Annotated in this window: 13 protein-coding genes and 1 pseudogene; 7 read left to right on the forward strand and 7 right to left on the reverse strand. The window is 66.9% G+C overall.

The genetic code is table 11. The features are described from left to right. Positions 1-17 precede the first annotated feature (17 nt). The 4 genes and pseudogenes from AB431_RS26080 to AB431_RS26095 form a co-directional block, all read right to left on the reverse strand. Positions 18-341: a hypothetical protein gene (locus AB431_RS26080; RefSeq protein WP_047332380.1), complete on the reverse strand. Its 324-nt coding sequence runs from the start codon at positions 339-341 to the stop codon at positions 18-20. 108 nt (positions 342-449) lie between these two features. Beyond that, positions 450-1,123, reverse strand: a pseudogene (locus AB431_RS30200) (GAP family protein). Positions 1,124-1,205: 82 nt separating this feature from the next. Further along, entirely contained in the window at positions 1,206-2,525 is a 1,320-nt protein-coding gene (locus AB431_RS26090; RefSeq protein WP_047332381.1) for an ammonium transporter, read from the reverse strand. Between the two features lie 94 nt (positions 2,526-2,619). Further along, a complete protein-coding gene (locus AB431_RS26095) occupies positions 2,620-3,120 on the reverse strand; it encodes a DUF427 domain-containing protein (RefSeq protein ID WP_047332382.1) in 501 nt (166 codons plus the stop codon). Positions 3,121-3,137: 17 nt separating this feature from the next. Here AB431_RS26095 and AB431_RS26100 point away from each other — a divergent pair, with 17 nt between their 5' ends. Further along, complete coding sequence (locus AB431_RS26100) at positions 3,138-3,563, forward strand: YkvA family protein (RefSeq protein WP_047332383.1); 426 nt, start codon at positions 3,138-3,140, stop codon at positions 3,561-3,563. A gap of 102 nt (positions 3,564-3,665) precedes the next feature. After that, a complete protein-coding gene (locus tag AB431_RS26105) occupies positions 3,666-5,984 on the forward strand; it encodes a xanthine dehydrogenase family protein molybdopterin-binding subunit (protein ID WP_047332384.1) in 2,319 nt (772 codons plus the stop codon). Here the strand turns inward: AB431_RS26105 and AB431_RS26110 are convergent. Continuing rightward, positions 5,981-6,463, reverse strand: coding sequence for a (2Fe-2S)-binding protein (locus AB431_RS26110; protein ID WP_047332385.1), 483 nt, complete (start codon positions 6,461-6,463; stop codon positions 5,981-5,983). The genes AB431_RS26105 and AB431_RS26110 overlap by 4 nt on opposite strands. Next, entirely contained in the window at positions 6,456-7,331 is an 876-nt protein-coding gene (locus AB431_RS26115; RefSeq protein ID WP_047332386.1) for a xanthine dehydrogenase family protein subunit M, read from the reverse strand. Before AB431_RS26115 ends, AB431_RS26110 begins: the two co-directional genes overlap by 8 nt. A gap of 295 nt (positions 7,332-7,626) precedes the next feature. Between AB431_RS26115 and AB431_RS26120 the strand changes: the two genes are divergently transcribed. Both AB431_RS26120 and AB431_RS26125 read left to right on the forward strand, forming a co-directional pair. Beyond that, positions 7,627-9,198 (forward strand): LCP family protein, encoded by a 1,572-nt coding sequence (locus AB431_RS26120; protein WP_052960403.1) that lies wholly within the window; start codon positions 7,627-7,629, stop codon positions 9,196-9,198. Between the two features lie 10 nt (positions 9,199-9,208). Further along, positions 9,209-10,099 (forward strand): NAD(P)-dependent oxidoreductase, encoded by an 891-nt coding sequence (locus tag AB431_RS26125; RefSeq protein ID WP_047332388.1) that lies wholly within the window; start codon positions 9,209-9,211, stop codon positions 10,097-10,099. Here AB431_RS26125 and AB431_RS26130 read toward each other — a convergent pair. Beyond that, entirely contained in the window at positions 10,082-10,912 is an 831-nt protein-coding gene (locus AB431_RS26130; protein ID WP_047332389.1) for an SDR family oxidoreductase, read from the reverse strand. The genes AB431_RS26125 and AB431_RS26130 overlap by 18 nt on opposite strands. A gap of 771 nt (positions 10,913-11,683) precedes the next feature. Between AB431_RS26130 and AB431_RS26135 the strand changes: the two genes are divergently transcribed. From AB431_RS26135 to AB431_RS30935, 3 genes are read left to right on the forward strand one after another with little or no spacing between them, the layout of a single operon-like run. After that, positions 11,684-12,070, forward strand: a complete 387-nt coding sequence (locus AB431_RS26135; protein ID WP_047332390.1) for a hypothetical protein — start codon at positions 11,684-11,686, stop codon at positions 12,068-12,070. A 26-nt stretch (positions 12,071-12,096) separates the two neighbouring features. Next, a complete protein-coding gene (locus tag AB431_RS26140) occupies positions 12,097-12,540 on the forward strand; it encodes a hypothetical protein (RefSeq protein WP_047332391.1) in 444 nt (147 codons plus the stop codon). A gap of 31 nt (positions 12,541-12,571) precedes the next feature. Further along, a complete protein-coding gene (locus tag AB431_RS30935) occupies positions 12,572-12,736 on the forward strand; it encodes a hypothetical protein (protein ID WP_162489422.1) in 165 nt (54 codons plus the stop codon). Position 12,737: the final 1 nt, after the last annotated feature.

Below are 12,737 nucleotides of genomic sequence, written 5' to 3' on the forward strand. Positions count from 1 at the left end.
GGGCCGATCAGTGGCACCTAGGACGACGGGCTGTTGTTGCTCGGCGGGCACGATAGGTCGACGTAGACCGTCTGGAACCGTCCGCCGGGCGACGGGCCCGACACCGTTGGATGGATCCCCGTCACCTGGCACGCCGACTTCTCGCGCTCGTCGAGGTAACCGGCGTCCTTGGCGATCCCGTTGAAAACCACGCCGTAGCCCCAAGCCTGCAACTGACTGACCGTGTCGCCGGCATACGGTCCGAAACTCGGGATATCGGCGTGCGCGGTATGGGATCCCAGCACAGCGACCGCGACACCGGGGCCGACCACACACACCTTGAGAATCGCCGCGATGACCATCGTTAGCCCCCTTAACGAAAACCGAACGTAAGGTGAACTACAGGTTAACTACAGGGACCTCGCAGGTGGCCTGTTTGACGAAAGACGCGTTCGTTCATGCCGCGGGCGTCAGCGGCCGAGAACTCCCGTCAGCAGCAGGACCGCGCCGATGACAACCAGCGCGACCGCACTGATCTCGGCTTGGCGCCGCTGTATCCAAGCCCGTAACCGCTCCAGTGATCGGTCGAACCGCTTGGCCGCAACGACATGAGCCAGTACCGGCAGCAGTGTTCCCGCACCCGCCACCACGACGAAGTACCCGACGGCGACACCCTGTCCGACCGGCCCCAGCGTAGCGGCATCGATCGCCAAACCCGCTGCGGCACAAGCCACAATGATTTTCGGGTTGAGAATCCCGAACATCAGCCCGATCGACGCGGTGCGGGCCGGGGACCACTTGCCGATGCATCGAGCCAGTGCGCCGATCGGGCTGCCTTCTTCCGCCGTACCCACAACCACACGCCGGTGACGATCAGCGCGGCGCCACCGAAGAGCCGTAGCCGCAACTGCCAGACCGACGACGTGTCGGCCGAGCCACCCAAGAGTCTGGGCACGTTGAGGAACAGCACCGTGAGCACCGTCAGCCCCGCCACCCACCCGGCGGCGAACGCCAGCCCCGCCGCGCGGGGTCGTGTCGAATAAAGCACCAGCAACAGGGCAGGCAGTATCGAGATCGGTGACAGTGCCACCACCAACGCCAGTGGAATCAGCTCGGCGGACACAGCCGCCCAGTCGCTCGACACCAACCACCTCCGCTCAGCAGCGCCAAGTTACGCAGTCCGGTCCGCCGGCGCCATCCTTGCGCGCAACAAGATTGGAGTGCTGTCAGTCCTCGGCGGCGGTGTCCGGCCGCGGACGCGGCTCACTCAGCGGTCGCTGGTCTCCGAGTAGGGGACGCCGCAGCGGCTGATGCCCGTGCACACCTTCGGCATACGCGGTTTCGGCATGCTGGGTGAAGTCCACTCCTGCGGTCTCGTCTTCGGGGCTGACGCGGAAGCCGACAGTTCGGTCGATCAGCTTGGCCAGGATGAACGACATGATGAACGCGTAGGCCGCCACTGCGACCATCGCGACCGCCTGCTTGCCCAACTGGGCCATGCCGCCGCCGTAGAACAACCCCTGTGGTCCGCCCGTCATCACCGCCGTGGCCAAGAAGCCGATCAGCAGCACGCCGACCACGCCACCGACGAAGTGCACGCCGACCACGTCCAGCGAGTCGTCGTAGCCGAACCGGAATTTGAGCCCGATCGCGAACGAACACACGACGCCCGCCGCCACCCCGACGATCGCGGCGCCGAGGGTGTTGACTGTCCCGCACGAGGGCGTGATCGCCACCAGGCCGGCGACCACACCGGAGGCCGCGCCGAACGTCGTCGGGCGCCCGTCGCGGATCTGCTCGACCGACAACCACCCGAGCATGCCCAGGCAGCCGGCCACCAGTGTGTTGAGGAAGATCGCCGCCGCCGTGCCGTTGGCGGCCAGCGCGGATCCGGCGTTGAAGCCGAACCAGCCGAACCACAGCAGCCCGACCCCGAGGAGGACGAAGGGCAGGTTGTGCGGACGCATCGCGTCCACCTTGAATCCGATACGCGGCCCCAGCACCAGCGCGAGCGCCAGCGCCGAGGAACCGGAGACGATCTCGACGACCAGTCCGCCGGCATAGTCGAGCACCCCGAGTTTGAACAACCAGCCGCCGGGAGCCCAAACCCAGTGGGCTACAACGGCATACACCACGATCGACCACACCGGCACGAAAATCATCCAGGCGGCGAACTTGGCGCGGTCGGCGATCGCGCCGCTGATGAGGGCGGCGGTGATGATCGCGAAGCTCAGCTGGAAAGTGGAGAAGAGCAGTTCGGGTACCGAGCCGTGGACGGTACCCGGGCCGATGCCGGCCATCCCGATGTGCGACAGATCGCCGATCACCCCACCCAGGCTGGTTCCGGAGAACGCCAGCGTGTAGCCGAACAGCAACCAGGCCACCGTGACCAGCGGGATCGCGATGAAACTCATCATGATCATGTTGAGCACGCCGGTGGTGCGGACCATGCCGCCGTAGAAGATCGCCAATCCGGGCGTCATCAACAAGACGAGCGCTGTACTGGCCAGCAGCCACGCGGTAGCGGCGGGATCGATCGCTTGCAAGTCCGGCTCCTTCGACGGTCCCGACGAGAATGTCGGCGCGGTGTTTCGTAGGTGCGGCGATCATGTTTCAGGCGTGTTTCGCGACCCGTCGGCCTCACCACCCCATCGAACCGGGCACCCCCTTGAACGGTCCGACCACTCGGCTGGTGATCCAGCCGCCGTAGAACCCGCCCGGCTGCGGTACCACCGTTTCGCCGTCGACGGTGCACCGGTCGACCAGGCTTGCCATCACGGCGATCGCTCCGGCGATCTCAGCGAACGCCGGTGTCGGCGACGGGTAGGTCCATGCCGCTCTGGACGCGACCGACGCGCCGGCCACGAGATCGTAGTAGCGCGCCTGCCCCTTCCATTCGCACATCGACGCTCCCGGCGCATCACGCAGCACACCCGCCTCGAACGCCGCCCGGGGCAGGTAATACGTCGGCGGGTGGCTGGTCTCGAGCACTCGCCAGCTTCGCGTCGTGGAGGCGATCACGCGACCACCGAGTTCGATGGTGATCGCTCCGGCGAAGGGCTCGAGGCGCGGTGGACGCGGGTAGTCCCACACCGACTCCTGGCCCGGGCCGGCTTGCTCTGGTGTTGGCCACGTACTCATGCCCCGACGATACGAAGATGGACGGTGTGTTCAGCGATTGGTGGTTGATTCTCGTCTCGCTCGCCGCCACGCTGGTCCTCGTCTGGCTGGCCCTGGCCATCACGTTATGGCTGATCAAACCCGACGATGTCGGCGTCGCAGACCTCTTGCGCCTGCTGCCCGACACGCTGCGCCTGCTCAAACGCCTGGCCGCCGACTCGCAGCTGCCGCGACGGATTCGCATTGCGCTGGCCCTGCTGCTCGCCTTCCTCGCCTCCCCGATCGACCTGATTCCCGACTTCGTCCCGGTGCTCGGCTACGCCGACGACGTCATCATCACCGCGGTGGTGCTGCGCTGGGTCACCCGTACCGCCGGTCCACAGGCGCTGACCGAGCACTGGCCGGGAACAGCGGACGGACTTGCCGCGCTGCGCCGGCTCTGCCGACTGCCCGAAGCGCTATGACGAACCCTTGGTGACGGCGCTCACAGGCTTCGGTACGCTCTGCTGAGCGACTGCTTAGCCCGTCGCGAGACCGCTCGTCGACAACGCATTGGAGCGAACGCCATGGCCGCACCTGTCACCCGTTACGCGGGAACGCGCGTCCCTCGGGTCGAGGACACTCGCTTGCTCACCGGACACGGGACCTACGTCGATGACATCGTCCGGCCGGGCATGTTGCACGCCTGCTTCGTCCGCAGCCCGTTCGCCCACGCCCGGATCAACAGCATCGACGCCTCCGCGGCGCTGGCGCTGCCCGGCGTGCATGCGGTGCTGACCGCCGCCGACTTGAACAATGACGTCCACGAGGCTTGGCACGCGGTGGCGGGCAAGGACGTCCCGGACACCCCGCGCCCGCCGCTGGCCGAGGGTGAGGTGAAGTTCGTCGGCGATCCCGTTGCGATCGTCATCGCCGAGAACCGCTACCTGGCCGAGGACGCCCTCGAGCTGGTCGACGTCGAGTACGACCCGCTGCCCGCGATCGCCGACTTCACCCAGGCAGTCGGTCACGCGGCCGTGGTCCATGAGGCCTACCCCGACAACGTCGCCGGCGGACTCGCCGGGGCACCACCGGACGAGGAGGCGTTCGCCGCGGCTGACTTTGTCGCCGACGAGCAGATCTATCAGCAGACCCACGTGCCGGTGCCGATCGAAACCCGCGGTCTGGTCGTCGAGTGGGTGGCCGCCACCGGAGAACTCACCCTGTGGGCGTCCACCCAGACCCCGCACGAATTGCGTGCATTCGCCGCGCGTCTGCTCGGTATCCCGGCCCAGGGCGTGCGCGTCATCACCCGCGACACCGGCGGTGGCTTCGGCCAGAAGGTCGTCCCGATGCGCGAGGACATGTGCATCATGCTGGCGGCCCGCAAGGTGCCCGCGCCGCTGAAGTGGATCGAGGACCGCCGCGAGAACCTGATGTCGGCCGGGCAGGCTCGCCACGTCGACGGCCGCGCACGGATGGCGTTCGACGCCGACGGGGCCATCACCGCCGTCGCGATCGACTTCCTCCAGGACATCGGGGCCTACCCGACCCCTTATCCGGTGCTGACCACCGCCGCGATCGGAATGTTCTTCCCGGGCCCCTACCGAGTGCCCAAGTCGAGCTTCAACTACAAGACGGTCTTCACCAACACCAGCGGGCTGGCCGCCTACCGCGGACCCTGGCAGTACGAAACCCTGACGCGGGAAATACTTCTCGACATCGCAGCCCGCAAGATGGGCATCGATCCGGTGGAACTGCGCCGCAAGAACCTGCTGCGCCGAGACGAGATGCCGTTCTTCAACCCCAATGGCATGCCGTATGACCACGTCGCGCCGATGGAGACCTTCGAGCAAGCGGTCAAAATCCTTGACCACGAAGGGTTCCGCAAAGAGCAGGCCGAAGCGCTGGCCCAGGGCCGCTACCTCGGCCTCGGGTTCTCGGCCTACATCGAGCCGACGGGTGCGGCGACCGGACACCTGGCCACCGAGGGCTGCACCATCCGGATGGAGCCCACCGGCAAGATCAATGTCTATGTCAACGGCGGCTCGAGCGGCAACAGCATCGAGACCACGGTCGTGCAACTGACCGCCGACGCACTGGGCGCCGACATCGCCGACGTGTCAACGATTCAGGGTGACACCGCGGTGACCCCCTACGGCGCAGGCACGCAGGGCAGCCGCAGCGGCCCGATGACCGCCGGGGCGGTCAATGAGGCCGGCACGATCCTGCGCCAGCAGCTGGTGGCGATGGCCGCCCACGTGCTCGGTGTCGATGAGTCGGACATCGAACTGGCCCACTCTCGGGCCACGTCACGCGAAGACTCCTCTAAGAGCGTCACTTTCGCCGATCTGGCCTACCGCTCCTACTACGAACCGCAGACTCTGGCGCCGGGGATGGCGGCGACACTCGAGGCGACCGCCCGGTTCACCTCGCAGACGATGATCCACTGGGCCAACGCAACTCACGCGTGCACCTGCGAGGTGGACATCACCACCGGCCGCGTCACGCTGACGCGCTACATCGTCAGCGAAGACGTCGGCCCGATGATCAATCCCACCATCGTCGAGGGGCAGATCGCCGGCGGGACCGTGCAGGGTATCGGTGGCGCACTCTTGGAGAACCTGGTGTACGACGATGAAGGAAACCCGTTGTCCACCACGTTCGTCGACTACCTGCTGCCCACCGCAACCGAGGTGCCGCCGATCGAGTACGGGCACGTCGAGGTGCCCAGCCCCGGGGTCGGCGGCTACAAGGGATGTGGTGAGGGCGGCGCCATCGGCTCCACCCCTGCGGTCATCAACGCGATCAACGACGCCCTGGCCCCGCTCGGGGTGACGGTCACAAAGCTGCCGGCAACACCCGCGCAGATCGTGGCCCTGATCGAGGCGGCCGCGGCCGGTTAGGTTGCGGCCGCGCCTCTTTCGGCGGCTTGGTGGACGGCATTGACGATGCCCTGATACCCCGTGCAGCGGCAGAAGTTGCCGGACAGACCCTCACGGATCTCTTCGTCGGTCGGATGCGGGTTGTCGCGCAGCAGCGCCGTGATCGACATGACGAAGCCCGGTGTGCAGAAACCACATTGCAGTCCGTGGCAGTCACGCAGCGCCGCCTGCACCGGCGACAGCTCGCCGTCGGCCGATGCCACACCCTCCACGGTCGAGACCTCGGCGTCCTCGGCCTGCACGGCGAACACCAGGCAGGAACGCACTGCCGCCCCGTCGAGCAGTACCGTGCATGCGCCGCACGAGCCGTGCTCGCACCCCAGGTGCGTGCCGGTCAGGCCGCAGCGCTCGCGCAGGAAGTCGGCCAGCGTCAGCCGCGGCTCGACGGTCGCCTCAAAGGGGATTCCGTTGACCGACACCCGGATCGAACGATCATGCATCGAATGCCTCCTTGACCGCAGCCCGCCATGCCTGTGCCGCCATGGCCGCCCCGACCTTTCGTCGATAGTCGGCCGAACCCTGAAGGTCGGCCGGAATGTCGTCGAGCCCCGTCATCGCGAGCTCACCGATTTCTTCCGCGGTGATGTCGCCGACCGGCCGGCCGGCGATCGCCTCCTCGGCCGCCGATGCGCGCCGCGGTGTGGCACTGAGCCCCAGCAACCCGACGGCGCTGCGCCGGACCTTGTCGTCGGCATCGAGTTCGACAGCAGCCACTGCACCGGCGATCGCGAAATCACCGTGGCGGCGCGCGAATTCCTCCACCGCGAAACCGCATCGACCGGACCAGACCGGGAACCGCACGCCGACCAAGATCTCGTCGGGTTCCATCGCGGTCTCCCACACGCCGGCGAAGAACTCGCCGGCCGGGATCTCACGCCGCCCGGACACCGACACCGTCTCGATCGTGGCGTCCAGCGCCAACGCGACAGCACCATATTCGGCCGCGGGATCGGCGTGGGCGATCGAACCACCGATGGTGCCCCGGCTGCGGATCTGGAAGTGCCCGATCAGCGGCGTGGCCTTGGTCAGCAGCGGGACGCTGGTGCGCACCTGCTCATCGGCCCCCACCGCGGCATGGGTGGTGCCACCACCGATCCGCAGCGTGTCGCCGTTGGCCTCGATGCCCTTCATCTCGTCGAGTCGCGAGATGTCGATCAGATGGTCGAAGAACGCCAGGCGCATCGACAGCATCGGGACCAGGCTTTGGCCACCGCCGAGCAGTTTGGCGTCGTCACCCAGTTCGGTGAGCATCTGCGCCGCCGCGGCGACACTGTCAGGCCGGTGGTAGTCGAACGGAGCCGGCTTCATCGGGGGCCGCCGCAACGCGTCATGCTAAGCACGTGCTCAGCATAGCGTGCCTCCGTCGGGGCCTCTCGGAGTTGGGCGACTAGACCCGGCCGCACGCGCACGGGGCCACCGACTGTGAGAATCACCGCTGTCCAGCACCTGCAAGGGTGGCTGCCCGACGGTGGACTTCCGGCCGCCGCAAAGCTTTGATCTGCACGGGAGGTTATTTGTACGGCCCCGGGGTATCCAGCCACTTCACCGGAAGGAGACCTGGTCAGCTGGGTCGTCGCCAGCATAAGCCCGCATACTGTCGATCATGGATCCGTCGCCGCCCCCGCGAGCGGCCGCCACGGGCAACCGCCGCGGCCGCCATCGAGAGCGGTCCGCTACCGGGCGCCGGGTGGTGCGAGCGGTCACCCGAACCGCGATCGGCTTGGTCTCGGTCGTGGTGGTGACGCTGACCGGGCTGGCGTATTCACAGGCGCACGGCTTGCTCAGCGGGATCACGGTATCCCAGGCGCTGGGCTCAGACGAGCCGCGGTCCAGCGGTGGCGCGATGAACATTCTGCTGGTCGGACTGGATTCCCGGAAAGATCAGGACGGCAACGAACTCCCTGACGACCTGCTGGACAAGTTGCACGCGGGAGACTCGGACGCCGGCGGCTACAACACCAACACCCTGATCTTGGTGCACATCAGCGCCGACGACCGCGTGGTCGCGTTCTCGATACCGCGCGACGACTATGTGGCCGTCAATGGGATCAAGGGCTATAGCCATATCAAGATCAAGGAAGCGTACGGGCTGACCAAGGCGCAGACCGAACAGAAGCTGGCCGATGGGGGCATCTCCGATCGCAAGGAACTCGAACGTGCGGGGCGAGAGGCCGGGCGCAAGGCGACCCTTCGCGCCGTGCGAAATCTGACCGGCCAGCCGATCGACTACTTCGCCGAGGTCAATCTGGCGAGCTTCTATCACCTGGCCGAAAGCCTTGGTGGAGTGGACGTCTGCCTCAACCATGCCGTACACGACGACTACTCCGGAGCGGACTTTCCAGCCGGGCGCCAAACCCTGAACGCGGCACAGGCTCTGGCGTTCGTGCGGCAGCGGCACGGGCTGGAGAACGGCGACCTCGATCGCACCCACCGCCAGCAGGCGTTCCTGCTTTCGGTCATGCATCAGTTGCAGCAGTCGGGCTCGTTCACCGACCTGGACAAGTTCAAGCAGCTGATGTCGGTCGCCCGTCAGGACATCGTGCTGTCGGAGGGCTGGGGCGAGGATCAATTCCGCAGGATGGCCGCACTGGCCGGCGGCAGCGTCGAGTTCCGGACGCTGCCGGTGGTGCGCTACGACAACATCAACGGCCAGGACGTCAACATCGTGGACCCGGCCAAGATTCGTGCCGAGATCGCGCACGCCATCGGGGGTGATTCGGCGTCATTGACGACTACCGCTGCGCCACAACCACTTCCGCCACCCAATCCGCACACGAAAGTCAGCATCGTCAACGCCAGCGACACCTCGGGCCTGGCCTCGCAGGCGGCGGCCGTGCTGGGCAAGCACGAGTTCACCGTCAGCGAGGTCCGTGACCGGGAGTCGGGCGAGCCCATCGACACCGTGATCACCTACGGCGACGGCGCACAGACCGATGCGCAGTCGGTGGCAACCCTGCTCGGTGTGGAGAACGCGCCGCAAGCCACCGGCACGGTCGCCGCCGACCACATCCGGGTGGTGCTCGGCCAGGGCTACGACCTTCCACTGGAGCAACCGCAGACGCAGGACGCTGTCGCGACATCGACGACCACCCACAAGTGGTCGGAGTTGACGATCACGCCCACGCCCGACCAGGGAGCTCCCATCGACGGCGGCAAGGTGCCCTGCGTCAACTAACCTGAGAGCCGTGCGCATCGGAGTCATCGGGCTGGGCAACATGGGCGCGGGTATCGCCGCGAATCTGATCAAGGCCGGCCACGATGTGACCGTCTACAACCGATCCCGGCCGAAGGTGGATGCGTTGGCGGCGCAGGGCGCTCGCCCGGCCGACTCCGTAGCCGATGCGTGCGCGGGGGACGCCGTGTTGACGATGCTCGCCAACGACGACGCGGTGGCGGGCGTGACGTTCGGTGACGGCGGCATCATCTCCTCAGCCGGGCCCGACACCGTCCACATCTCGTCCAGCACGATCAGCGTCGAGCTGTCGAAACGCCTGGCCGAGGCGCACGCCGCCGCCGGCCAGAAGTTCGTGGCGGCTCCGGTGTTCGGCCGGCCCGAGGCCGCCGCCGCCGCTGCGCTGTTCGTTGTCGCCGCCGGGCCCGCCGACTCCGTGAATTCGGTGACATCGGTCTTCGACGCCATCGGCCAACGAACTTTCGTGGTGGCCGAGGACCCGTCGGCCGCAAACCTGGTCAAGCTCAGCGGCAACTTCCTGATCGGCTCGGTGATCGAATCACTCGGCGAGGCGATGGCTTTGGTGGTCAAGGGCGGCGTGGACCGCCACCAGTACCTGGACATCCTGACCTCGACGTTGTTCTCGGCCCCGGTGTACAAGACCTACGGTGGGCTCATCGCCGACGAGCAGTTCGAACCCGCCGGATTCGCAGCGCCGTTGGGGCACAAGGACATCGGGCTGGTCTTGGCCGCTGCCGAAGAACTGCGGGTGCCGTTGCCGATCGCCAGCCTGCTGCGTGATCGGTTCCTGCGCCTGCTCGCCGAGGGCGGCGAGCGGCTGGATTGGTCGGCGATCAGCAGCCTGGCGGCCGCTGACGCGGGATCCTCAGACCACTCCGCGTAGGCCGTCGGCGCCGTAGGCCGGCTCCAGCATCGCCGAGTAGTCCGGCCCCCTGCGCAGATTCTGTCCACCGTCGACGCCGATGATCTGTCCGGTGATCCACTGGGCGGCATCGCTGAGCAGGAACAGCGTCGCGTTGGCGACGTCGTCGACCTCACCGGGGCGCGGCAGCGGGGTGCATTCGGCGTAGTCCCCGCTGATTTCGGGTGAGTCCAGAACCATCTGCACCAGCTCGGTTCGGATCAGCCCGGGCCGGATGCCGTTGACCCGCACCCACGATGCTCCGAGTTCGTCGGCGGCCAGCTTGATGAGGTGGTCCAGACCCGACTTGGTGACGCCGTACGGCCCGAACCACCGGTGGGTGTTGGTCGAGGCGATCGAAGAGATGCCGACGAAGGAACCGCCACCACCGCGCACCATCTGACGGGCCGAGTGCTTGAGCACGTACATCGAGCCGTTGATGTTGAGATCGACCGTCGCGCGCCATGCTTCGGAGTCCATCTGCGTGATGGGGCCGATGGTCTGCGAACCGCCGGCGCAGTGCACCACGCCGTGCAGCCGCCCGTTCCATGCGGTGGCGGCGTCGACGACCGCCGCGACCTGATCCTCGTTGATGACGTCGGCGGGTTCGTACCTGACGCTGCCCGACGGCGCGGCGGCATTGATCTCATCGGCGGTCGCGGCCAGCCGGTCGGCGCCACGCCCGACGATCAAAACGTTTGCACCCGCCTTGGCCAGCCCTTCCGCCACGCCCTTGCCGATACCACTGCCACCACCGGTGACCAGGTACGTCCGATCATCGAACGAGAGCTGCACGCCGCACTCCTCACACAAAACTGAAACAGGTTCCACGTATAGAACCACGGCCCCGCCCCCCGGCATAGTGCCCGTCCCACCGCCGCGCCCAGCGAATATTCAGGCGCAGCCGAACGGCGTTTAGGCGGCCCGCGAGGATTGGGGATCGGCCGCCTTTGCAACGTGTCGACTAAGGGATTCAATTCGCCCCTCGCCGGGGCGGTTATTCCGACGCTCCTATTTGCGGGCGCCCCAATGCACCCTTGTGAACAGCGGTTGTGCGAGGAGATAATTTTTCCGCGACAGATATTGACCCGGGCGTAACACGCGGTCATTGAATGTCGATAAAACCGCCGAACCACCGCGGAACTCCGCAGGCAGCCATACACTGCCCCACACGGCACTCAGCAAACTACAGAGAAGGCTCCATCATGGCAAACTTCAAAGAATCAACGCGGCGCGTGGCTCTCGCAGGCAGCTTCGCGCTCGCCCTGGCGGCAGCGCCCGCGCTGGCCGTCGTCGCCATCCCGTCAGCCGGACCTGTCGCGGCCTGCCCGCCCGGACAAGTCGTGAATGCGGCGACCGGCGGCTGCGAGGTCCAGCCCGCCACCGGCCCGCAGGGCGGCCTGCCGGAAGTTCAGGGGATTCCTTGCACAGGCGCAAACACTGGTCAGTGCATAGGATTGCAGCAAGAGCAGCAAGCTCCTGTGGTGCAACCCCGCTCAACCGTCAGTCCGTAGAACGGAGGGCCGACCCTCGGAACTCCGTCAACTTCTCGAGAAAGTGTGAAGTATGGCGATTTCCTCCTCAGTCGGCCGCCGCGTCCTCCTCGCCGGTGGTTTCAGCGTCGCCATCGCCACCGCGCCGGCCGTTGCGTTCTTCGCAGCTCCGTCGGGCGCCCCGGCGAGCCCGGCCATCGCGTGTCCAGCCGGCGAGTCCGAGGATCTCTACACCGATCAGTGCATTCCCGAGTTGGTGCCCAACCAGCCGGGCGGCACGTACCCGACGACGTCGAGCGGCGGCGGGAACATCACGTTCTCGACGCCGGGTGATTCCAGCAGCCTGCCCGAGGTTCAGGGGGTCCCGTGCACGGGCCGCAACACCGGCCAGTGCATCGGGCTGCAGGAGGACCAGGTTCCCGCCGTCAGCCCGCACTCAAGCATCTCGTCGAGCCCGTAGCAGGGAGTAGATCAGAGAGGGCAACGATGCCGTTCCTCGTCATCCGAGTGACAAAGCTGGCGACCGCGGGCGTGTTCGCGCTCGCGGTTGTGGCAGCTCCCCTGGCGCATGCCGAGGGTGCGGGCGGGATTCCCGCGCCGCAGCCGGTACCGGGACCCCAGCCAGTGGATTCGCAGCCGGGTGGATCGGCCGGCTGCCAGGCGGGTGAGTCGCTGGACCCGACAACGGGCAACTGCACACCCACCATGACCCCCATCGCCACCACCAACGGGGACCAGGCATTCGACGATCTGCAGCCGCGGACCACCCAGGACCTGACGTCCACCGCCTACACCGGCGTGGGAGCCGACCTCGTCCCCAATATCAACGGAACTCCCTGCACCGGTTATTGGGAGTCGGCGGCCTGCTACGAGACCAGCCAGGACAACGTGGCAGTCCAGCCCAAGTCGACGATTTCCTCGAGCCCGTAGCGGCTCACCGCCCCTTCGCTAAGGTTGAGACATGCCTCCAAAAGCAAATCCCACGGACATCGACGACGTCGAGCCGTTGGCCGACAGCACCGCGCGTCAGGCCCGCCGCGTCGTCGCCGCCTACGCGAATGATGCCGACGAGTGCCGGGTCTTCCTCTCGATGCTCGGCATTGGACCCTCAAAGCTCGAGGCGTAGC

The organism is Mycobacterium sp. EPa45 (genome assembly GCF_001021385.1).
Taxonomy (GTDB): Bacteria; Actinomycetota; Actinomycetes; order Mycobacteriales; family Mycobacteriaceae; genus Mycobacterium.

Excerpts from the sequence above, each read along its gene's own strand:
- AB431_RS26115 (WP_047332386.1), bottom strand. The coding sequence starts at position 7,331 with ATGAAGCCGGCTCCGTTCGACTACCACCGGCCTGACAGTGTCGCCGCG.
- AB431_RS26100 (WP_047332383.1), top strand. The coding sequence starts at position 3,138 with ATGGACGGTGTGTTCAGCGATTGGTGGTTGATTCTCGTCTCGCTCGCC.
- AB431_RS26135 (WP_047332390.1), top strand. The coding sequence starts at position 11,684 with ATGGCGATTTCCTCCTCAGTCGGCCGCCGCGTCCTCCTCGCCGGTGGT.
- AB431_RS26120 (WP_052960403.1), top strand. The coding sequence starts at position 7,627 with ATGGATCCGTCGCCGCCCCCGCGAGCGGCCGCCACGGGCAACCGCCGC.
- AB431_RS26140 (WP_047332391.1), top strand. The coding sequence starts at position 12,097 with ATGCCGTTCCTCGTCATCCGAGTGACAAAGCTGGCGACCGCGGGCGTG.
- AB431_RS26110 (WP_047332385.1), bottom strand. The coding sequence starts at position 6,463 with ATGCATGATCGTTCGATCCGGGTGTCGGTCAACGGAATCCCCTTTGAG.
- AB431_RS26105 (WP_047332384.1), top strand. The coding sequence starts at position 3,666 with ATGGCCGCACCTGTCACCCGTTACGCGGGAACGCGCGTCCCTCGGGTC.
- AB431_RS30935 (WP_162489422.1), top strand. The coding sequence starts at position 12,572 with ATGCCTCCAAAAGCAAATCCCACGGACATCGACGACGTCGAGCCGTTG.
- AB431_RS26080 (WP_047332380.1), bottom strand. The coding sequence starts at position 341 with ATGGTCATCGCGGCGATTCTCAAGGTGTGTGTGGTCGGCCCCGGTGTC.
- AB431_RS26095 (WP_047332382.1), bottom strand. The coding sequence starts at position 3,120 with ATGAGTACGTGGCCAACACCAGAGCAAGCCGGCCCGGGCCAGGAGTCG.